At 46.9% G+C, this 22,496-nt stretch carries 20 protein-coding genes and 1 pseudogene; 3 read left to right on the top strand and 18 right to left on the bottom strand.

The window, feature by feature from the left end:
* Positions 1–23: 23 nt before the first annotated feature.
* A complete protein-coding gene (locus tag ACX4JR_RS04240) occupies positions 24–1,688 on the bottom strand; it encodes a DNA internalization-related competence protein ComEC/Rec2 (protein WP_476059804.1) in 1,665 nt (554 codons plus the stop codon).
* A 44-nt stretch (positions 1,689–1,732) separates the two neighbouring features.
* Here ACX4JR_RS04240 and ACX4JR_RS04235 point away from each other — a divergent pair, with 44 nt between their 5' ends.
* On the top strand, positions 1,733–2,188 hold the full coding sequence (locus tag ACX4JR_RS04235) for a helix-turn-helix domain-containing protein (protein WP_476059803.1): 456 nt from the start codon (positions 1,733–1,735) through the stop codon (positions 2,186–2,188).
* A 360-nt stretch (positions 2,189–2,548) separates the two neighbouring features.
* Positions 2,549–3,982 carry an IS1182 family transposase gene (locus tag ACX4JR_RS04230; protein WP_476058086.1) on the top strand — a complete coding sequence of 478 codons (1,434 nt, stop codon included), beginning with the start codon at positions 2,549–2,551 and terminating at the stop codon, positions 3,980–3,982.
* Between the two features lie 72 nt (positions 3,983–4,054).
* On the opposite strand, the gene ACX4JR_RS04225 is transcribed toward ACX4JR_RS04230, so the two are convergent.
* The 7 genes and pseudogenes from ACX4JR_RS04225 to ACX4JR_RS04195 all read right to left on the bottom strand — a co-directional run bounded on the left by ACX4JR_RS04225 (position 4,055) and on the right by ACX4JR_RS04195 (position 12,339).
* Entirely contained in the window at positions 4,055–4,252 is a 198-nt protein-coding gene (locus tag ACX4JR_RS04225) for a DUF3006 domain-containing protein (protein WP_476059802.1), read from the bottom strand.
* A 13-nt stretch (positions 4,253–4,265) separates the two neighbouring features.
* A complete protein-coding gene (locus ACX4JR_RS04220) occupies positions 4,266–5,681 on the bottom strand; it encodes an MBL fold metallo-hydrolase (protein WP_476059801.1) in 1,416 nt (471 codons plus the stop codon).
* Positions 5,682–6,001: 320 nt separating this feature from the next.
* Entirely contained in the window at positions 6,002–6,265 is a 264-nt protein-coding gene (locus ACX4JR_RS04215; protein ID WP_476059800.1) for a hypothetical protein, read from the bottom strand.
* A 27-nt stretch (positions 6,266–6,292) separates the two neighbouring features.
* Positions 6,293–8,806, bottom strand: a complete 2,514-nt coding sequence (locus ACX4JR_RS04210; protein WP_476059799.1) for a DEAD/DEAH box helicase — start codon at positions 8,804–8,806, stop codon at positions 6,293–6,295.
* 2 nt (positions 8,807–8,808) lie between these two features.
* Complete coding sequence (locus ACX4JR_RS04205) at positions 8,809–11,094, bottom strand: site-specific DNA-methyltransferase (RefSeq protein WP_476059798.1); 2,286 nt, start codon at positions 11,092–11,094, stop codon at positions 8,809–8,811.
* Positions 11,095–11,316: 222 nt separating this feature from the next.
* A pseudogene (locus ACX4JR_RS04200) lies at positions 11,317–11,793 on the bottom strand (thermonuclease family protein); the annotation flags it as partial.
* 12 nt (positions 11,794–11,805) lie between these two features.
* The gene (locus ACX4JR_RS04195; protein ID WP_476059797.1) at positions 11,806–12,339 is read right to left on the bottom strand and encodes a MerR family DNA-binding transcriptional regulator; all 534 of its coding nucleotides are present in this window, start codon (positions 12,337–12,339) and stop codon (positions 11,806–11,808) included.
* 420 nt (positions 12,340–12,759) lie between these two features.
* Here ACX4JR_RS04195 and cas2 point away from each other — a divergent pair, with 420 nt between their 5' ends.
* On the top strand, positions 12,760–13,200 hold the full coding sequence (gene cas2, locus ACX4JR_RS04190; RefSeq protein WP_476059796.1) for a CRISPR-associated endonuclease Cas2: 441 nt from the start codon (positions 12,760–12,762) through the stop codon (positions 13,198–13,200).
* Positions 13,201–13,835: 635 nt separating this feature from the next.
* Here cas2 and ACX4JR_RS04185 read toward each other — a convergent pair.
* The 10 genes from ACX4JR_RS04185 to ACX4JR_RS04140 all read right to left on the bottom strand — a co-directional run bounded on the left by ACX4JR_RS04185 (position 13,836) and on the right by ACX4JR_RS04140 (position 22,472).
* Positions 13,836–15,323, bottom strand: a complete 1,488-nt coding sequence (locus ACX4JR_RS04185) for a pPIWI-associating nuclease domain-containing protein (RefSeq protein ID WP_476059795.1) — start codon at positions 15,321–15,323, stop codon at positions 13,836–13,838.
* A 48-nt stretch (positions 15,324–15,371) separates the two neighbouring features.
* On the bottom strand, positions 15,372–15,935 hold the full coding sequence (locus tag ACX4JR_RS04180; protein ID WP_476059794.1) for a PIN domain-containing protein: 564 nt from the start codon (positions 15,933–15,935) through the stop codon (positions 15,372–15,374).
* On the bottom strand, positions 15,928–16,659 hold the full coding sequence (locus ACX4JR_RS04175) for an ImmA/IrrE family metallo-endopeptidase (protein WP_476059793.1): 732 nt from the start codon (positions 16,657–16,659) through the stop codon (positions 15,928–15,930). Before ACX4JR_RS04175 ends, ACX4JR_RS04180 begins: the two co-directional genes overlap by 8 nt.
* Positions 16,660–17,007: a helix-turn-helix domain-containing protein gene (locus ACX4JR_RS04170; RefSeq protein ID WP_476059792.1), complete on the bottom strand. Its 348-nt coding sequence runs from the start codon at positions 17,005–17,007 to the stop codon at positions 16,660–16,662.
* Positions 17,008–17,113: 106 nt separating this feature from the next.
* The gene (locus ACX4JR_RS04165) at positions 17,114–18,076 is read right to left on the bottom strand and encodes a tyrosine-type recombinase/integrase (RefSeq protein WP_476059791.1); all 963 of its coding nucleotides are present in this window, start codon (positions 18,074–18,076) and stop codon (positions 17,114–17,116) included.
* On the bottom strand, positions 18,051–18,434 hold the full coding sequence (locus tag ACX4JR_RS04160) for a site-specific integrase (protein ID WP_476059790.1): 384 nt from the start codon (positions 18,432–18,434) through the stop codon (positions 18,051–18,053). The genes ACX4JR_RS04165 and ACX4JR_RS04160 overlap by 26 nt, the downstream gene beginning before the upstream one ends.
* A gap of 637 nt (positions 18,435–19,071) precedes the next feature.
* Positions 19,072–19,785, bottom strand: a complete 714-nt coding sequence (radC, locus tag ACX4JR_RS04155) for a RadC family protein (RefSeq protein WP_476059789.1) — start codon at positions 19,783–19,785, stop codon at positions 19,072–19,074.
* Between the two features lie 466 nt (positions 19,786–20,251).
* Positions 20,252–20,692, bottom strand: coding sequence for a hypothetical protein (locus tag ACX4JR_RS04150; RefSeq protein ID WP_476059788.1), 441 nt, complete (start codon positions 20,690–20,692; stop codon positions 20,252–20,254).
* Positions 20,693–20,760: 68 nt separating this feature from the next.
* Positions 20,761–21,555, bottom strand: a complete 795-nt coding sequence (locus ACX4JR_RS04145) for an ArdC-like ssDNA-binding domain-containing protein (protein ID WP_476060467.1) — start codon at positions 21,553–21,555, stop codon at positions 20,761–20,763.
* A gap of 206 nt (positions 21,556–21,761) precedes the next feature.
* Positions 21,762–22,472 carry a hypothetical protein gene (locus tag ACX4JR_RS04140; RefSeq protein ID WP_476059787.1) on the bottom strand — a complete coding sequence of 237 codons (711 nt, stop codon included), beginning with the start codon at positions 22,470–22,472 and terminating at the stop codon, positions 21,762–21,764.
* Positions 22,473–22,496 lie beyond the last annotated feature (24 nt).

Raw genomic sequence — 22,496 nt, 5'->3', positions numbered from 1 at the left:
GCGTTTTTAATCATGGCCAAACATCAGTGCCGCCCGGTCCTTATCTTTACTTTCTTGCCGTCGGTGCTGATTATAACGGCGCCGTCCCGGTCGGTACGGTAGATCCTGGCACCTAAATCGCGCAATTGTCGGGTGATTTCCCCGCTGGGTAAATTGAAAGTGTTTCTTTCTCCCACGGAAATCACCGCAATCACGGGATCAACCCGCTGCAAAAATTCCGGGGAGAAAAACCTGCTCCCATGATGGGGCACCTTCAACACTTCCACGGGAGCCAGGTTTCCCTGCTGTACAAGCCAGGACTGCATTTCTTCTTCTATGTCTCCGGTTAATAATATTTCAATTTCTTTATAATCCAGAAAAAGTACCAGGGAGTTATTGTTATCATCCGACCTGCTGCCTTTAAATAACTTCTCCCGCGGGCCCCAAAAGGATATTCCCACCCGTTCATCCAAAAACAGCCGGTCACCGGCGGTGGCAAAGTGAACAGGGATTTCCATCTGCCGCGCCTTTTCCAAAATTACTTTGACATTGGGGTCTATGCCGGTCCCCGTTCCAGCCGGGGGAACAATGAGCCTGTCCACGGCCACGGACCTCATGACTGCCCTTACACCGCCGGCGTGGTCCTCGTGAAAATGGGAAATGACCAGTGCATCCAGTTTATTGATGCCCAACCTCCGCAAATAAGGCACCACCACGTAATCCCCCGCTCCCGGTTCGCCGTCGAAATCGCCCCGCCATCCACCGGCGTCCACCAGCATATCTTTTCCTCCCGGGAGCCGGACCAGTATGCTGTCACCATGTCCCACGTCGATAAAATGAACTTCCAAATTGTCGCTTTTGACACCGGTCCAAATTAAAAAAGCCAGCAGGCAGGAAATAAAAATAATTACCCGGGATTTACGGATGTTAACAGGAGGGATAAATCCCTTTACCTTCTCCCACTCCACCACTGCCACAAGTGCTGCGTACCAGAGAAAAATTCCCCACCAGGGCCAGGCAGCCATGTAACAGGAAGCGCCGGGGATTTTTCCCACAAATAACACCAGCCACTCAAACAGACCCAACAAAATACCTGCTCCTGCATTTATTACCTGTGCCGCCAGGGGTACCACCAGGCCCGCAAGACCTGCGGCAAAACCCAAAAAAAGAATAATTCCGGCCATGGGCACGGCTGCCAGGTTTGTAAAAACGGAGGCAAAGGATACCAAGTTAAAATAATAGATTATTATCGGCAGGGTACCCAGCTGGGCGGAAACAGTAACTTGAATGACCGGTTTAACCCACGCAGGCAGCGGCAGCGGCTCCATTCTTTTCTTTAAAAAGGGGCCCAGATACAAAATGCCCCAGGTGGCTGCAAAAGAAAGCTGGAAGCCTACTTCGTATACCTGCAGGGGATTTACGGCCAAGATTACCAGGGCCGCCACTGCCAGGGAGGTGGGCCAGTCCCTTTCCCGGCCCAGGCGGTGCGCCCATAAAAGCAATAAGGCCATTACAGTGGCCCGCAGGGCTGACGGGCCAAATCCCGTCATGGCCGCGTAAAAGAACAATACCGGCGTGGCTGCAAGGGGTATACGGTATACGGGTACACCCAACAAATTGAACAGCACCAGCAGCCCGCCGAGCAATAAGCCCACATGCAGACCGCTTACGCATAAAACATGTGTCACACCAGCGGTGGAATAGTACATTTCGTGTTAATACGGGAATAAAAGGAAGGTACGATTATGAGTTAGTGAAGCAACAGATAAAGGAACTTTTATCCTCTTACCAATTCCCTGACATCGACATGTCGCTGCCGCCGGGCAAAAGGTTGCGCCAATTACGACAAATGGCGGGACTTTCCATAAAGAAGTTAGCTTATAAGGCTGGAGTCTCAGAGGTCACGATTAGAAATACCGAACGTGGTAAAAATAATCTGACACTGCCTACTGCAATAAAACTTGCTCGTGTACTTGGGATCTCACCCGGCATACTGACAATTCCGAATGCACCATTCGAAAAAGATGTACTAGCTGATAAAGTCCGTGCAGCACGCCTATTGCTAGGGTTAAAGCAAAAAGAATTTGCTCATTTGCTCGGAGTTAACCCATCTTCCGTAAGAGATTGGGAACTAGGAAAGCGAGGTATAACAGAGAAGTGTCATAATTTATTGGAATGTTTGTTTTCCCAGCTAGAATCTATGCTATAACCCACCTTCTCCCTACAAGTTAATTGCGGTAATAATTCGAACCCAAATTAATCAACCCCTTCCATGAATGGGCCGAAAAAATACTAAAATTTGCTGCAACCTCCACGTGAACGCCTTTGCAGCTCTTTGAAAACCCACTGCATCTTGAGTCTCGCCAAAATTACCATCCGGTCCGGGTTTTCACCGATGTCTAATCCACAATAAGTGCGAGGCACTACATAAGAGACAACCCTGGCGGTAACACCGCTCCAAAAAAGAAAAGCCCTCTCGTAAGAGAGGGAGAGGCTGTTGACAAAAACAAGTCAACAGCCTTTTATTTTATGGTAAAATTGAGTAAATAAGAATTAGGAGCGAACAAACATGTTAAAAAAACCAGAGTACCGCCAAGGACAACTGGAACTTGTTTGCCTAGAACAACTGGTACCTGAAGATCACTTGCTGAGGAAAATAAGTCGCTTCATAGACTTTAACTTCATAAGAGAAAAGGTCAAACACCTATATTGCCCGGATAACGGTCGTCCTTGTGTAGATCCCGTAATGCTTTTTAAAATGCTTTTTATTGGCTACCTCTTTGGCATAAGATCTGAACGGCAACTGGTTAAAGAAATAGAGGTTAACATAGCTTACCGTTGGTTTTTGGGCCTTTCCCTAACAGATAAAGTTCCTCATCATTCCACCATTAGCCAGAACCGGCGGCGTAGATTTAATGGCACAAATATTTGTCAGGAAATATTTGATGAAATAGTTATGCAAGCAATTAAGAAAGGACTAATAGATGGAAAAGAGTTATTTACGGACTCTACACATTTAAAGGCCAATGCCAACAAAAATAAATTCACACTCAAAAAAGTGAAACGTTCAACTCAAGCTTATTTGGAAGAACTGGAGCATTCAGTGGAGGATGATAGAAAAAAGCATGGAAAAAAGCCGTTGAAACCAAAAGAAGAACAACTTGAAAAAAACAAAGAAATACGGGTGAGCACCACGGACCCGGAAAGTGGCTACATGGTTAGGGACGGCAAACCCCAGGGTTTTTATTACCTTAACCACGTAACGGTTGATGGAAAGCTAAGCTTGATTACCGACGTATATGTTACCCCCGGAAATGTGCATGATTCTGCACCTTACATAGGCCGTTTGGACCGTCAGATAAAGCGCTTTGGCTTTGAAGTGGAAGCAGTAGCCCTGGATGCCGGGTATTTAACCATGCCTATATGCCATGAACTGCAAAAAAGAGATATTTTTGCTGTTATAGCCCATCGACGTTACCATCCTAAGAAAGGCTTATTTCACAAATGGCAATTCAAATATGATAAGGAAAATGACTGCTATATATGTCCTGCCAAACAGAAACTTACCTACCGTACCACCAACCGCCAGGGGTTCCGGGAATATGTTTCAGACCCCCGGATATGCAAAATCTGCAAATATTTATCTAAATGCACCCATTCCAAAAGCTATACTAAAGTAATTACTCGACACGTTTGGGAAGATAGCAAAGACTGGGTAAGACAGAACCGCCTCAGTGAGCGGGGGAAAGCCTTATACAAAAGAAGAAAAGAAACTGTTGAGCGGAGTTTTGCTGATGCCAAAGAACTCCACGGGTTACGCTATGCCCGTTATAGGGGTAGAGCAAAAGTTATGGAGCAGTGCTTATTGACAGCTGCCTGTCAGAATATGAAAAAGATGGCAAATTATCTCTGGAAGAGGGGTAACCCTCCTTTTTTACCACTGCTGGTTCGGATAATACAAAAGTTTTCGCAAAAGCAATTTAGCTTGAAATATGCAATGTAAAGTTAAACCCGGGGCAAAACCCGGGTTTGTCAGCAATCTCGCCCTCTCGTAAGAGAGGGAATGGATTAAAACTTATTCAAAAAGCTCATCCATAAGACTTTTAATTTTCTTCTTGCGTTTTGTCGTCTGCTCTTTATCGACAGTTATCGATACTCTAAGCACATCTCCTTCTTTTGCCTCCGCCGGTAACAGGCTGCGCGGCAAGTTAAAAGTCCTGCCGTTATATTCAATTACCGCCATTTCGCCCTCAAAGCGGTCAATTATAAGCACTCACACACCTCCATTACTGATACCGCGAAACCGGGTTGCCTTGAGCATCATAAAGGATTCCGGGGTCGCCGTCATTGTTCCAAATGTATTTCCTGGTCCATACCAGCGTATCAGGATCGGCCTGCGCATTCCTGCCGCTCACAACCTTTAACGTGCCTCCTGCCGGTATGACTGTCCCGGACGGGAAGGTAAAACTCTGATTACCCGTTTCGCTAACAAGCCTCCAGCCGGATATATCTACTGCCTTACTGCCGGTGTTCTTAATGGTGACCACCTCACCGCCCAGGTCAATACCCGCTATCTTTACGCCACCGGAAGAAGCAGAAGCGGGCGGCGTAACAGGAATGCTACCGTTTGAAGAAGATGCGCCAGGCGCGCGCTCTTTAACCGGAGAAGCCTTCTTGTTAAAGGTTATGCTCTTCCCATCACTGGTAGCGATAATAGTTCCCTGAAGGTCGGTGCGGAAGACCTGTACGCCCGCCGCTGCAAGTTTGGCCAGGGTTTCAGAGTGGGGATGGCCATAGTCATTACCCTTACCAACGGAAATGACAGCGTACTTCGGCGATACAGCCTTAAGAAAGGCCGGTGTGGTGGAACTGTGGCTACCATGGTGGCCTACCTTGAGCACATCGGCCTTCAGGTCATAGCCGGCCCGAAGCATTTCGCTTTCTGACTCCGCCTCGGCGTCGCCGGTAAACAGAAAACCGGTACTTCCGTATGTAAGCTTCAACACTGCGCTGTAGTTGTTGAGGTCCTCATAGCCAGAGCTGTTTGGAGCAACCAGTAATGTTTCTACGCCCGGGCCAACGTCCAGCTTAACACCGGCCTTGGCCTGGGTAACCCTGAGACCTTTGTTTTTGATTGCGAGCAGGAGGTCTTCATAAGTTTTGGTAGTGTGGGATACCCGCGGCAGGTAGACTTTCCCTACCTCGAAGCTCTTGATGACAACATCCAGGCCGCCGATATGGTCCTCGTGGGGATGGGTACCGATGACATGGTCAAGGCTTTTAACGCCCTGCTGTTTGAGGTAGTTCACTACCAGGCTCCCGTCATCGTTATTACCGCCGTCAATCAGGATGTTCTGGCCGGATGGGAGCTGGATAAGAATTGCGTCAGCCTGGTCGACATCCATGAAGTGGACTTTAAGAGTGCCGCTGACGGCGGGTTTTTCTCCGCTAATCTCCTGTTTATTCAGAGCCGTTTCCGCTCGCTGTTCTTCCTGAGAAGCGAACGGCTCTGAGACCTGCTTTTCTTCCTGTTGAACCGAAGCGCTCTGTTCAACAGCCGTATTGTCTGCTGGAGAACTGTTTGAACTGGAACTTGCACAACCCGTAGCAATTGCCATAAATATAAATGCCGCTAGAGCAAAAAGGGCAAACCTTTTAGCTGGGCCGGTTTTCTTTACCCAGCGGGCAAGTATATCAGTCATGTGTGTTCACCTCCTATGCTAGCAACGGTATTTGTCTATCAATGGCCATTTAAAATTTCTCAAAAATAGCCACTTATTTCTCAATAGCTGGGCTGAAAAAGGTGTAAATTATTGGATTCGCCTTAAACCCTTAAGTTCAAGTTTATTTCAAGTTTGACACCCCGATCCTGAAAAACCCCGGAAAAATCAACAATTTCCGGGCATACAACACCCACGTACCATAACGCCTTGTTTGCTTATAACTTCAAGCAAAGCACCCAGATAACCTACGGCGGTGGAAGCAATTCCTCCCCAAAAAGCAAGCCGGAGAAAAGTTCCCCTCACCCTATCGTCACCCTCTCCCCCTTCTGCGGGAACACCACCCTGCACGCCCCCTCGAACCGCCGGAAGAAGTCCTGGTCCTCCGTGTGCACCAGGACCAATATCTCTGAACGCACCGTTTCCACCATCTCCTTTATTCCCAGGCCGTGTATGTGCCCGCTGGCGTGGAAACCCGACTTCTCCCTGTCCCTTCCCAGTGCACCGTAGAGCCTGAAACCGAAGAAATCTATCCAGTTTTGCGCCCGCTGGTGATCGATTAGCATCTGCTAATGCTATGCTCATCAAGTTAATCAGCTTCTCACTGTTGCTTCCTGATCAAATAATTGGTCTAGCTGCTGATTGCTGGTAACTGCCAGCACCTTCCTACGAACTGCTGGATCACCCATATCCAATCTATAATACCGTTGCTGATATCTAGGTCCACTCTTTTTACGAATCAACTGAATCCGGTCAAACTGATCCCAGTGTCTCTCGGCAAACTCGGCCAGCCCGATTGCCTTTAGATAATTGTCATCACGGCTGGGGTCGTGGGGCTCTAAGATATCAAATAGAAATCGCTCCTTATCTTTGCGAACGATCAGTATATCGGGAAACATAGGACGAGGCGTTCCACTACCGTCCCGATAAGGAATCTCAAGCGACCATGGTTTACGATCCAGGTTGCGCAACCATGCAACTACGGACTCATCTTGCAACTCTTCCTCAAGAACCTCTCGCTCCCATGGTCCAAGATCGGCTCTGAAATATCCATCTTCTTCCACATAAAGATGTTTATCGAATGACGGAGCCTCTACGCTGCGTTTGAATCCTATGATTTCAGGCAATTGCCAAGAAATGTCCTGCGGCTCACCAGCAGCCAAGCGCAGTTTTTCGTAGTGATTACGCCTTTGTTCCTTCAAGCGGGCAATGTCGTTTTTATGCTGCTTGTACAGCCGGTTGAATTCCATTTCCGCTTGAGTCTCTAGGTTACGCATACTATCGTAATCTTGCGAAAGAACAATGACCTCCACTTTAACGGTATCGGCCTCACGTTCGCCCTGTGCCTTCCAGTATTCCATGTGGAGTCCATTGCCAAGGAGACGTCCGGCTTGCTCGAAAAGACGGTCGATATCCGCTGAAGCGGCTTCTATACTATACTTCCCTTCATCCTTAACAAGGCCGGTTCCATGCTCGACCGCGACCGTCTTTAAGTCGATGCCAATGATCTGCCTAACTTTTTTGTCGAATGTTCCTGATTGCCGCAACCGCTTTACTTCATGCCCCATCCACTCGACAATCATTTCTTTTACCCTGTTTTGGGCATGTTTGTCAATGAGGTCTTGGGTAAGCCCTCGACCAAGGCCCATTAGCCGCCTTAGCGCGCTCTGCTTCCGGACCGCATTGACACGGTAGGTTGTGAGCTGCTCAGCAATAGACTCGAAGATCGCTTCTGCCCCGGGACGACGCTGGAGTGTCACCAACTCGCGGCTGGTTCCAGTTTCTGATGGTGGTACCTCTTCGACGTTTTTCAAATCCTCGATAACTGCTTCCACAGCGGCCTGATCGTAATGGGGCAGAAACATGTGTACGTCATTGAGGGCGGCATCCGATTCTACACGTCGGGCAAGGGGCGTGCGAACCATGCGCCCAACTAGTTGGGCAATGTAGGTGTGGTCCTGCGCCCGGCGGAAGGACATCAGAACCTCGGCACGAGGGCAGTCCCAGCCGGTAGAGAGGCTCATCTTGAACAGGACTACTCCAATATTGCGGTCTTCTTCAATTCTTGATGCCTCAATCCGGCGTACCCGGTGGCCATTGATATTAAGATCGCCACACTCGTTAAAGGTATGCGCCACCTCACCCTCCCGCAATTGCCTGCCAATGGTGTTCTCAATGGTAGATATGACTGTGCCCAGGTCTGTCCTAGTCAGGGCATTATCGGTACCGTCTTCCACCTGGACAACTAAAATCGGGTGAACTATACATTCCCCTTCGCGTTGGCAGTATTTCCGCCAGCGCTCTCCCATCTGTTGCCAACGCTTGGTGGCCTCTGCGAGCAGTGCCATTTCTGCCTGTGTAGCCGTATCTGGATAATGAATCAGGATACGGTCTTTGAGCAGTCCAGATTTACGAACCTCCTCCGTCGGTACTTTACACCTGTAAATGGTATGGGACGTACTATCCCGCAGCAAATTCTCAAAGCGTTCTGGTGTGGCTGAAACTCCGATGACCAAAGGCATCCGACACAGACCATCCTCATCGCTCCCCAATAGGAACCGTTGCAGGATGGTCTGTGCCTTTCGGGTATCACCATTAGTCCGCATTCCCCGATGAGCTTCGTCTATCACCACATAGAAGCGATCGGGCAGGGCTTTGGCCGTGTTGGTAAACGTCTCCCAAATGGTGTACTGGCGATTGTCGCCGTGGCGCGTAAGTAATTTGTCGCTTCCTAGCTTTTGTGTGTTCACAAAATAGATATGGCCGCCGTCCAGCCTCTCGGCGTCGAAGGTTGAGCCGATGGTAACCAGTTGGTGCACCCGGATGCGATCGGACTTGCCTTCAATTTTTAGCCGTGTCTGCTCGTTCAACTCGGGCATATCCGAGATCCAGAGGATCACGGCGTCAGGCTGCGCCTCAAAGTCTGCCTCACCAAATAGAATGTTTTCGAACAGTGCTGCCATGATAATAGTTTTGCCGGAACCGGTTGGCGCGGAAAAAGAAATTACCTGCGGATTATCGATAGACGCCAGTTGACGGGCTGCTCTCAACTTGTTCCTTAGATCGCTCAGGGCATCTTTCTGGAAATCAAACAAACTGACCTTCATACTCAATCACCTTTATTGATTAAGAAATTCTCGAGATAGTCCCGATAAAGTTGGATTACGTGAGGGGCATTTATCCGTGCCGCCATTTCCTGAAAAGCCTCTTCAGAATCGGTGACGATGAATACATGGGTGATATCAAGCCGCCCTGCCAAGGCATCCAGAAAGGCCGAAAAACGGGTTTCATCGATCAAGACTGCAAAGTGGTTATGCTCCGGAATTAGCATGTCCGGGATCGGTTCATTCTCGGGCAGCTCTGGCCGTTGCCCGAAGGCACCCGCCCGTAGCCACAGAATCGGTAGAATCTCCCGGAACTGACGTCCTAGTGCCACTTGATCCTTCTCCAGGAAGTCGAGCTTAAAGTATTCCAGGTTGGCGGGGAAACCCTCCCGCATAGGGCGTTTCTCTTCCTCAGTGACTGTGATAGGGCCAAGCAAATTTGTGATGCGTGCCTTGAGATCCTTAAAGACCTTGCTACTGGAAGTGACTATGTAAAAGTCGGTAATATGCTCCTGACCTTCCAATGCGGCCAGCCACGCTTCTGCGTGTGTCTCGTCAAACAGGATCGAGGCTGGATATCGATCCGAAACAATGAAGGGGGAATCTTTAGTGACCGCAGACTGAGGAATACCCTCAATCAGGGCCACAAGCTGCTTCTTCTTGGCGGCGGTTTTAAGGGCGGATGGTTCAGCAAATCCGATCTGCTTAAAGCTGCGCGGTTTTTCTTTGACAATGGTCTTACCGGTCAGATATTCGCCTTCCAGCTCCGAGCCGTCGTCACGGCGGCCAAGAATGGTGTATTTAGATCGTGGCCAGGTTACTGACCGGCAGATACCGTGTTTTTCCCATTCCGGTTCACCCGGCCGGTAACCCCGGGCGACAAGACGCCGGGATTCCTCTTCGGAGACTTCGTTATTAGTTACCAGAATGCAGCGCCGTTGTCCTCCATCAGTGGCGTTGAGTAGATTAACAGCATGCAGCGTGGTACCAGAGCCGGCGAAGAAGTCCACCACAAGGGCGTTAGGCCGATCTTTTACAACGGCTTCAATTGCTCGTAGTACTGTATAAAGCGATTTGGGGTAAGGGAACTTATCACCAACGATTTTTTCAACCAAGGAACTACCATAGCTTCCAGCATCGAGTTCCGGTGCAACCCAGACTGTTTTTGGAGGGGAAATCTCTTCTGACAAAAACAAATCAATACCATCGCCTACCGGCAAAGCAACAATCCGGTCAAGGTTGTCGTTAATTGTATCCAACCCAAAATTCCATCGCCGCTCAATCCCGTGCTGGTCAATCGGCCAGACTTCTATTTCATCGCCCAAATAGACATTTCTCCCCGGGGGATGAAAATCATCAGGCGGCACGTCACCAACACGAGATACTCGTCCGTTCTTAACATAAATCGGGTAAAACATAGTGGGCCGAGCCTGCCGCGTAGAGTTATGTCCCCATCGCCTTAACTTTCTTGGAGAAGTGTTTTTGATGGTAATACGGGACACTACAGATTTATCTTTTGGTATCAAATAGATCGCGTACTCGTGAGTTTGAGCAAAATTCTTATATATGTTGCCACGCGGATTATGAACAACAGTCACCAAGGTTCGCTCATACTCAGGCATGAGTTCTTCCAGTAGACAGATCAGGTGTGCCAACTCGTTGTCATCAATGGCGATAATTAGTACTCCATTAGACTTGAGTAGCCGCTTGGCCAACACCAGTCTCCGCTTCATCATCGCCAACCACTTACTATGCCGCCAACGGTCGTTGGCATCCACATAGTCGTTGTTGTACTTCCAATCTCGCGCGCCAGTGTTATAGGGCGGGTCGATGTAAATGCAGTCTACCTGCCCGGAGTAGCAATATTCAAGAAGTTGGAGGGCGTGGTAGTTATCTGCTTCAATGAGGATGTGCCAAGGAGCGTCTTCGGGGCCATTCTGCACTCGATCCATAGGAATGAGGGAGGGAAAGATAGGCTCACCAAACTGTCGCACCACTACCAGATCTTCTATTGGGATCTCCTGTTCTTCTCCGTTTGAACGGTTTATACAATGAGCCTTCCCGTCGCTGACCGACAATACGCGCCAGGTGTCGGTGAGAGTCCGGCCCCGCAAGGCCACCAGGCAGCCTTTGCGTACCTCGGCACTGTAGATCGGCGTTAGTTCCGGCAGATGTTCCTCGAATACTAGCCCAAATTTCTTCTCCTTGATCAGCCGGTTAACCTCGCTCTGCAACCGGGTACGGAGTACCTTGTCCTCGATTTGTTCAATAAGGTTATCTATTGCAGCCATAGTGACTTCCTTCCCACCTCTGAAGGAGTAGAGCTTCCTGTCTCTCAGGCTGATGGAACCTATTTGGCAGTTACACCGGGGCAACTCCAAAATTCCCCCGAAGGCAACCGTCACAACTACGCCAAATGCCTGTATGGCCCTCGGCGATACTTCTCAGCCGCCGCTTTCATCCCGCCCCCTGAAGGGAGGCAGGTCTTCCCGCAGCGGTTCTATAATACTCCCTCACAGCCTGCATACCTTACACGGCATGTACCCTGCCTTAACCGTCTCTTCCCTGCTCCGGAAATCCACCCGGTTTTGTGGAGCTATTTCGGCCGCCCACCAGCAGTCCGGGCAATGAAACTTCTTGGAGTTCGAGTTACCAATGTACTTCGCCCCGCCGCCAGTCTTACCGATCGGAGCCGGAGTTATGACAGCAGCACCCCACAACCCTTTCCCCTGGTTCCTGGCCTCACGCTGGAATTTAACAAATAGATCCGCATACTTCACGTTGGGCGGGACTGTCATCACCTGGGCGTAGCCATCCAGCAGAAGCCGGGCATTGAACATTTTGGCCTGCACTTCCTCTCCGGAGCCCGAAGAGGACTGTTCCGGCCAGACGTAAGCCAACAGGCGGCTGTATTTATCTCTTTCCTGTACGCCGAACTCCAGCCAGACCTTTTTCCCAGAGAGATGCCTTTCGGTGTATGCCTTCGCTTCTTGGCCGTAGGGCTACTCCTTTATCCCCAGGTCCGGGTGCGCTATCTCCGGGCAGTTGACGCCGATAAGCTGGACCCGCTCATTTTTACCGTTCAGGTTTACATGCACCGTGTCGCCATCGGAGACGGAGGTAACCAGGCGGGGAGCACGCGGACCTGTGCCTGCTCCCCGGCGGCCGGGGGTTACTTCTGGACAGTCTCTGCCCGCTCCCCGGCGGGCGTATCCGCAACCAGGGAAGCCACCCTGGATGTGGAGGCCCTCCTGCCACAGCCCGTAAGCAAGAAGAGCAGGACCAGCAGAACAACGGTAAGGCAGAGAATTCGCCCCGGCCTCATCTCTACCTCTCCTCAGTCCGTAGACTTCGCCCGGACACCCGCGATTTACTAACTCCTCCACCTCAGCCTTCCTGTACTGCCGGTGGTCTGAGGGCAGGCGCACGGGCATAAGAATACCCTTCCGCTCCCAGTTGAGCAGGGTCCGGGTGGTGACCCGGAGCAGGGCAGCCACTTCGCGGGGCGGCAGCAAATCTCCGGAAACAGATGACATAGTGTGCTACCTCCCGGTGTGTTTTTTTCTATACATTTCCGGTTTTTCCTGTCCGCAGGCAAAAATTATCGCGGGCAAAAAGAACGAGCCGCCGCTCTCATCCCTTCCCCTGAACGGGAGGGGTCTTCCCGCCCGCATAAGATAAAAGCCCTGCCGAAAGTCCCCTTCCAGTATCGCCCTTCTGCGTACATACCGCATCAAGGGTACAAACTCTGAAGGAGCTGTATCCCAGGCCAGTTCCCCACGCCAGACGAAGCCGAATCAAAATGCCTTTCTTAGTTGTAATACAAGCTCTGAATAAACCGCCTTTTTTCTTCCGGGCTCATCACTTCTGGTCGGTTCCCCGCCCTTGACGAAGCTTGAACCGAACCTTTACGCCGGGCAGACTTTAGCCCGGCCCTTTCCCGGTATGTTTGGGCCATGACCCTGTCGCTTGCCGACTTTTCCCACCTGGGCGGGGGGCATTTCCGAGACCCGCTTTCCCCGAAAAAAAGAAAAGGCCCGCATCTTAACGGTACAGGCTTCATTTGGAAAAAAGACGCCCCGCATGGAGTGTACCTTCCACGTGGGACACCTAACTTTTATGGATTTAGTGCTTTCACATATGACATAAGCGATGACCGCCGGAAAAAACGGGTCTATAAAACGCTGAAAGATTATGGGGCCCGGGCGCAATACAGCGTGTTTGAATGCAGCCTGCACAGGGAAGATTACTTAATATTGCGGTATAAACTGGAGAAATTAATAAGAAAAAACGAAGATAGTATTATCTTTTACCGGCTGTGTAAACATTGTTCCGGAAAGGTTGAACGGGTGGGTACCGGTATGGATCCATTTGGAGATGGGATATATATAGTTTAAAGTTCAAATGAATAGGAAATGATTTAATTTTCAGATATCGAGCACCTCCGGTGTGCAAAAAACCCCGGAGGTGCTCGCAAAACAAAATTTTTTACGGATAAAGCAGGAAAAGCCGCGTCAATAGCGAAGTGTAGGGTTGGAAAATGTTTCTGGGGTCATTGATAAGGGCAGTGAAATTGGTTATTTATGGTAAAAATCTGCGTGTTTTCGCAAACTAGTCCCGGAGGCCTTGAAACACAAGGGCTCCAGGGGTCCGCGTCTAAAAAAAGATAATTCCCTTCGGGAAATTGAAACGCCCTGATTCGCGGAGGTCTGATAGGACGGGACGATTGTCGCCGTCTAAAGAGTATGGATATGCCATACCCGGCCTACGAAAAGGAAATTTATTATAATTCAAGACATTACAGGAAGACAGTTATGGTTAAACACATACTTTGACGCTTCAGAACCATTGGCCACACAGAAAAAACTCAAAGAACTCTTATATTTGACTGGCTTTCAAATACCTGAAGAAAGTGGCAATAGAAGAATTAAAAAGCTCATTAAGCCATTAAACTCATGGCTCAACATATCTTTAAGAAAACAACCAATTCATATTTAAAAATGAATTGATAATTTTTTAAAAACCAATCTTATTAATTAATTTGCCAAATTTCCAAGATATAACGCAAAAAATGCTCCATTCTTAATCTTAATATTTCAAGCTCTTCTTCGCTATAATTGTTATCAATTTTGTGAGTTCCCGATTGAAGAAGGTCATAAAAAGCTAAAAGTGAATCTATATCTTTTTTAACAAAATCTTTCAAAGAATTGCTTTTAATATTTCGACAAATATATTCCAAACGTGCTCTCCTAGTAGGACGGCCATTTGAGTAGTGTTCTGGCAATGTGGTCCATTTCTTAACCTCATCATCTGGAGCTAAAATATGAAAAATACGGGTTAGTAATTCGCGCGAAGATACGGCAAAATGTCTAATGCGGTCAGGGTTATCTGAGTCTAAGGCATATAATGCGCCCTCCCACATTTTAGTAAGACTTGGATCCACCACTGACAAAAGAGAAGGCAGCACTTCTTCTGTATTTGAATGTATTTTATTTCTTGCTTCCCTGTGTTTTGCTTCTATATCATTACCATAACTATCCTTATCTTTATATTCCCTATTCAAAATAATGTCTACCAAATTTACTTCATTGTAATATTCAACAGAAGAAAGTTCTGATATTTCAGGGTATCTATTATACACGCTAAACAATCTATCAGAATTAAAAAGACTTTGATATGACCTGGATAATTCCCTAAAGGCTTTATTTATATTGTCATAATATAATCCCGCACTATGTAATGTGCCGGGATTTAATTTTGTCCAATCCAGCCCTCTATTTTTTGTTAATATGTTTTCAGAAAGAACTGTTAATTTTACTATATTACCCAAACCTGTCAAGTTCTCAATATAAGGACTTGTAGTTATTTTATTAGTTATTTCCTTACTCATCATCAGTGTTCTAGCTTCTTTAGTCATATCTATTATTGGTTTTAAACTATCTGAAATATCTATAATTGGTTTTATTTTACTTAATGCATCTAGCATACCTACACGAATCCCATTCATTTTATAACTATTAATTTCCAAAAACTGATTTGCAACCGGAGCAACATATAATTTTTTTGTTAAACCCAAATTGTTTGTAAATAATTTTCCAAGTCTCTCTTTTTGTTTTTCCCAACACTTTTCCCAAATTCTCTTAAACTTTTCAAAAAAATCTATTTCATCAGTTATTGAATCAAAAACCTCTTTTAAATAGTCATCTTTAGATAATAATCTATTCCCTAAACAAATAAGCTCTTCATTAGGCAAAGCTACTAATTCTTCAATCTCTACATCATTATCAGATCTTATCAAGGTAAAAATCATTTTAAGAAAAGCATTACGGGGTGATTTGTTCTGCCTTATTGCCTGACCAAATCTTTCGAGGCTTTTCACATTTATGTAGCCTAAAATTTTTATTTCTTTACCGGAAGGAAGTTTAATCTTTATTTCCTCTTTCTCTATATTTTTTATAAGTTTATCAATATTTGGTTTGCTATTAATTTCTCCATTATCTGACTTTAATTTTTCACCCATAATTTATCTACTTCCTTTCCTTAATAACAAAGTTTGATTTTACCACTACTAACGCACAATTCCATTCCTGAAGCGCTTTACACACTCGTAAAAGTCGTAAGAAGGAAGTAGACGTTTTCGCCTTTTCATTTCTTGCCAGATTGCTTGTCCTTCATCTAAAGTTATTAACCCATTGGAATAAGCTTCATATAAAATATTATGAGTACATATGTAAGGAATATGATGCTGCTCACAAAATTGTCTTATATCCTTTAAATTATTACTGGCTAAAGTTCCTCCAAAATGCTGAGCAAATACTATTGCGGCAGCTTCACCTTGACCCATAGAAATACCGGTTAAAATACCATTTTCTAATTTAATAAATTGACTAGCTAACGGACCTGTTATAGGTAATCTTTCAATTTTTAAATAACCATCATCAAACAACTTGTCGAGCTCATCGCAAACAAACGAATATTTTGTTTGACGAAGATAATCCAATTCGCTAACAACTAAATCCGGTACAAGCATTTGAGAATCATAAAGATCTCTTAGAATATCTGTACGTTTAACCCAAAGAAAAGATGCCAAACAATCATTATCAAATACTAAAGGGAAGGGGATACTACTCATCCTCCCCCTCCTCGTTAAACAGAATTTCAGCTAAGCCTGCTTCGAGTAGCAATTCTTCATATTTACCTCGAGATATTAACTCTTTATTAAGAGCTTCTTTAGTTTTTTCAGCATAATCTGATATTATTACATTAACATTTGTCGGCTTATACAATTTAGTATCATATCCCAATTCTCGAGCATTCCTAATAATTCCTGGACGCCACTCTTCAAGTTGCTGTTTAGTAATTATTCCCATTTGACGCAAACGAATCAACATTTCATGATGACTAATTTGAAAATATTGTTCGAGAAAGATACAATCGGATAAAGTTATGGGGCGAGATGTTCCAACACGTTTATATAAACGATATTTTATTGCCTCATCGGGAGCCAAGAAATATCCAGCATAATTATCAGCTTCTTTTTCCAAAGAGGAATGTTGACTAAAAAGGCCTACATTACAAATTTGCCCAGCAAGGCTCTTATGATATAACAAGTGGCAAAGTTCATGAGCAGCAGTAAAATATTGATGTCCTAAAGTTCGAGCCGAATTAATCAAAATCACTTCAGCAGTCCCATTTCGTATAAATAAGCCGGATATATCCGTTTGAAGTGGACGAATTATGCAAGAGATACCCAATATACGAAAAATAGAAAAAATATTAATTGAATCTAAGGACCCAATACCTAATGAATTTCGAGTTTCATTAGCCCAGGTCTTGGCTTTTTCTATAATTACCACTTAGTCCTTGCCTCCTAAGAGCAGATTTAAAAAGTTTAAATTCTTAGCAAATCGCTGAACAAATGCAATTGTTTCTAAATCTTCTTCAGCAATCCCTTGAGCCCGAAAGGAAACTGTTGCTGGAAATTCTGAATCATCACCTTCAATAAAATAAGATCTTGAATATCCATACAGATCTGCAAGCTTAATTAAAGTTCCCATATCAATTTCCCTTTTTCCAGTTTCATAATAGGATAATTGAACCCTATTTATTCCAAGGTACTTTGCCACGTACTCCTGAGATAGACCTAGTGCTTCTCTGGCCTCTTTCAAACGTTTACCAATTAAGTTATAGATATTATCAGTCAAATATAATACCCCCTTCCTCATGTTATATTGTTACATGATACACATATATTTATGCTTATTGTAACAATATTGTTACAGCAATTCAACAATTTTATTTAATTAAATTCTATTCCCTCCCCAAAGACCCAAGATATATTTTCACCACTTCAGGCCTTCCGTGCCCCAGCAGCAGCGCCACCTCCCTCTGAGCCTTTTTCTTTCTCACCCCGTTGTTCAACCTCTTAAGATACTCTTCCCGGGCATAAGTATGCCTAAGCCCGTGAAAGGTTATATTGATGTTCTCTTCCCTAATGTCCGATTTCTGACACTTGTCCCTGTGCTCTCTGATAAAATTCTCTATTGAATCCTTAACAAGGTCCGTCCGCTTGCCTCTGGGAACAAATAGTTTATCATTGTCATTCTCGACCATCTCCGCGGCCGCTTTCAACACCTGGCGGGCCTCATCCCTGAGCGGCACGTCCCTGACTCTGCCACCCTTCCCCTTTATAGTGATTACCCCCGTATTAATGAATTTCTCCGCCATCTTTTTGTTGATACGCAAACATTCATGAATCCGCAGGCCGCTGTTCCTGGCAAGCCTCATAACCATCTCCACATCGCGCCGGCCCAGCCTTCTGGCATGGTCAATCATCGCCCGGTACTCATGTTCCTCCCACGCCCTGTCCTTCCTGCCATCCGGGGTGGACTGCAGGTTGAATTTTTCGTTTCCCGATATGCGGTGCCGCGCATTGGGAATAAACTTATGGAACATCCTGATGGCGGAAAGGTCGTTCTTTATAACCTTCTCCGTCCTCCCCTGCTGCCGGCGCCACTCTATATACGCTCCAATATGCTTGTCGCTAATGTTTCGCAAATTCCTCATTTTAAATTCTCTGGCGCAGAAGATGACAAATTGTCTCATCCTGCTGCGATTTTTAAAAAGTGTATCTTTTGCTCCGTAATAATCCTTTACCGCATTTTTAAATATTTTTTCAAACTGCTGCCACAGAGGCTTAAAAGCCGATGGAACCGGTTCATTCTCCCGGTCTCCCTGATTAAGTTTTTCAGCGCCTCTTCCACGAGCGGTCACGGAGCTCACCCTTTCCCAAAAGCACATTGTTTGGCGGCATGTTATATTTCCGTAGTGGAATTTGCTCATGCCAGAATCTTATTGTTGATAAATCTGATAAAATAGTCCCCTCACTGATTTTATTTTTCCTTCGCCATTCTACGAAAGCTTTTACATGGGATGGCTTAATATATCTAATGTCAGATAGTCCAACCTTTGCAGCAAATTTTAAAAACAACTTAAACTGATGAAACCTAAATTTTCTGGTCTTGCTCCATCCCGCATGACTGGAACGATATAGATCATCCAACTGCCTAAGCAATCGGTCAATTTGTTTATCACCCGTATACCTTGTCCCGGCCTTAACTGGAAAACCCAAATAAATTACCCCCTTTCTCCCTGATTAAAACCTCGCTGGAATACCAGTATTTTGGCAATAAGAAAGCTAGCCTTGAGTATAATCACACCATTTTTTATTACCAAGGCCTAAAATGAAACCCGCGAAAAAACTACCCCGACGGGGTCACAACCCGACCCCGTCACAACCTGCCTTGCCCAGGCATGTTGTGACGGGGCAAGCCCCGTATTCCCAAACGCCCGACGGCGAAAAACATTACCGTCTTCGACGGTCCTTGCACCTTCCCGGAAAGTAACCTGAAAAGGTTATTTTCCGGGAAAATGCAAGGGGTTGTCAAGGAACGCTTCGCGTTAAGCACCCTAAGCCACGCAACCTTCCACTGGAAGGCAGCCTGCACACCGGCAGGCCGGTGGCTACAGGCTGAACCCGCACTGCGGGCGTCCGAAAATCGGACATAGCCTGTTTAGCTGGATAAAATATTATCCAACCTTACTTTTCTCCGGGAATCCATGCGGTTTTTCCCGGTCCTAAACAAGGACCGGGAAAAACATTTCACAACTCCCGGACAAGACGATCCGAATAAACCGGACCTTTTAACAATTACTGCAACTCTTAGGATATCCATGATTTTTATCAAATTTTGTACGTTTTTCAAAGGCTATTGAATTATACCTTTTTCTTTCAAACTCACAAACCGTTTATCACCTATAATCAGGTGGTCCAGGATATGGATTCCAATAATATTGCCGGCTTCAACAAATCTATTAGTTACCCCTATATCTTCCTTACTTGGTTCGGGATCCCCGCTGGGATGATTGTGTACCAGTACCACACTGGCTGCGTCTCGCTTGATGGCTGCCTTGAATACATCCCGGGGGTCAAGTATTAAAGAGTTTATCGAACCAATGGAAATTGTCTTCCGAGCTATGATCTCGTTTTTTAAATTTAACAACAAGGCTACGAAATGCTCCCGATCCAGGTAACGCATATCTTCCATTACCAGCGCCGCAGCATCCTGGGGACACCTGATGCAAGGTCTTTTTTCGGGCATTTGCCTAGCTATACGCCGGCTGAGCTCGAAAGCGGCGGCAAGCCGCATAGCCTTTTCCTTATCCATACCCTTTAGTTCCATTAATTCATTGATAGACATTTCCATTAATCCCCGCAGTCCCTGCTGCAACAAATACAGCATGGTTTCATCAGGCACATCCCCCAAAATTGAAGCAAGCACACCAGGAAGCTCCGTTGATTCCACTCCATACCGGGCTGCTTCTTCCCTGGCTATCGAAGCCAGGGTTTTTGGGGTTTGCCCGGTATATTGATTTGAACACTCAATATTTCTCATATTGCGGATACGGGCCGCAGCCCGCATCCAATCCCTCCTTTCGGATGATTGGTCTACGGGCTGCACGGCCCGGTTTTAATTACGCAACTTCGCTTTTCTTTTGTACTTCCTCAACCCGACGGATTAATTCCGCGTCTACTTTCTGAATATCGTTACCTAGCTTTATAAGTTTCTCTGTATCCATTTTCGATAGGGATAGGTAAGGATAATCGTCAGCATTACCTGTTACGGTCTCCTTTTCCCTCCCTTCACACCGTGGTCACTGCACACGGCGTTCCATCAAGCTACTGTTACTGTCTTACCTAACTTTTCTCTGAATTGTTGTATCTTGTTAATTACCTTTTTGTTCTAGGAACAACGCGCACGACTAATCACTCGGTGATCATGAGTCAAAAAGATAACTTTTGTTGCCTAAAGAATCAACCATAATCCTCACCCCTTGAAGGGGTGACCTGGCAAAGCCAGGTCATTGTTGGAAAACTGCAATTTGCTCTTACGCTCCTAAGTGCTTCGCGCAGGCGGCGGCCACTTTCGCCGCGAAGTCGAAGCCCTGAAAGGTCTTACCCAGGAAGACAAGAACGCTTTCCAGGTAGTGCTCTCCATCCTTTTCACGTGGCACTAAAGCGTCTATGTGAATATAATGTCCTTCATTTGAGCCGGTCACGGGATAACAGGCGATCCACCTGTACCCTTCAGGAAAGGGCTTATCCCTGTCACCCCTGTAATCTCCGAATATGCAAAAATATTCATCCGGCAGGAGACCGTCATTCTCAAGTCTTTTCTTAAGTTCGGTGAAAACTTCTCCCATAGTCCGGTTGCCGGCGTATTTCAGATAACCGGGTCTCTCCGGATTCGGAACCCACTTCTCAATCTCAATAGGCCTTACCTGATCATCTTCGTTTAAAACAATGTACCTTGCATAAACTCTCATCATTTCGGGACGGCCACCGGCGCCGCCCCTTTCCCTCCCTTCTCAGAAAAACTCGTTAGTTCTTTTACCCATCACGCCGCGCACCCCCCTTCACCCTGGTCACCTTGGGGTTCCGCGGCTTCCAAGATACGTTTCAGCACCTCTTCCACATCTGTCAGCACTCGCATTACGGACCGCAGTGCAGCACGGGGTTCTCGGCCTGTCGCATACCCCTTGATGTATTCCCACCCATGCCATAGATAGCCCGGGTAGTTGTACATCTCACACAAAACACATGCGACTGTCTCGGCAATAATCTCCTGGTCCGCGTGCTGTCCTCCCTTGAGCGGCCTGATGGTGTTGTGGACCGCATGGGCCAGCTCGTGAAAGAACGTCTTGACGTCATGCGTGAAAAGCTTGATCCGGTTAGACCCCGGAAAATAGGCACCGTAACAGCTTCCGTCTCCGGGACCGTACTCCACCTTGATACCAAACTTCCGTGCCACGTCGAAAAGCGGCGGTGGCTCGAGCGGCGAGTAGTCCGGCTGCGGAAGCGGCTCCCCCTCGGTATCCTCGTACCTGAAGACCGGTACGCACCGGAAGCCAGCCACGACCACCAGCACGTCCTCCCGCTCTTCCCCGGTTTCTTCGTCTCGTATCTTTTTAACAATCCGCTTTGTACAAGGGGCCAGGATATAGAAAGCCTTAGCCCCTTTCTTTACTTTTCGTCCTACCTGATTCCATTGCTTCAGGCCCCTGGCATCTTCCGTCCCATGTAGCAGCATCAACAGCCGGTTGCCCAAGCTCCATCTGTCACACGGTCTTCCCGCCTTAGCCCGGATCATCGTTCGCGCGACGGCCTGCGGCAGATCACCGCTTTCGAACATTTCCAGTAGACGATGCAAAATCTCCTTGATACGCTCATTCTTTTTAACTTTCGCCATTTTAAGGCACGGGCACGAAGCCCGTGCCACACTTCCCTTCCGGAAATGTGTTCACGGGCCTCTGCCCGAACTACCTTACTCGTCGCCCTCCGTCACCCGCTACGTGTACCGGAGTACCGGAGCAACTTCCTCCCGCTACGGCAACAGCTTTATACTGCCTTCAGTTCCTTATACAATTCCAGCATCGGTGCGGCTGCATGGAAGATTTCTTTTTCGATTTCCGCACTGTCAGCAGCCATTATTGACTCCATGAGGTGCCCGATGTGCGCTGACACGATCATTGCCCACTCGGAAACAGGTCGGCTGTTTCCCCCGTACCGCAGCCGGTTGAGTTCTGCCTGCAGCTCGATTTTTCTCAGAAATTCCTTTTCGCTGTTTTCCGGACCCTTACCAGCTTTTTCTCCTTGAATGACTTCGCCGTTATAAATAACGGTCAGTTTCTCCGGAGCGTTAAAGAAACTGTAGTATATACCATGCAACTCTTTTTCAACATCACATTTTACGCTTTCCCGGTATCCCTCCAGGTCCTCCCGGATTGCTCTGTAGTCATCCCGCAGTTTATTCTCTAGCTCTTTTATCTCGTCCTCGCTAAGGCTATTGGTATTCTCCAGTGCCCGGGCAACATATTCATCCTCCGAGAGATTGACCATGTTATACTCTTCCTCGCCCCACAGCTCCACCAGCCGGCGCTTGACTTCGCGTTTTGCCAAGGCTTCTATTTCGTCCTTATACACCTCGTTAAAATACCGTTCCATCATGTCTTGCAAGGTGTGGCCGTGGCTTTTCTCCCACTTTTCGTGGGCCTCCATCATAATTTCCCAGACCTGCTTTTCCAGCTCGCTCTCAAGAATTATCTTCATTGTTCGTCCTCCTTACAAATTTTT

Source organism: Desulfofundulus sp. JL263-se (assembly GCF_056316025.1).
This window is presented reverse-complemented; position numbering and strand designations above follow the sequence as displayed.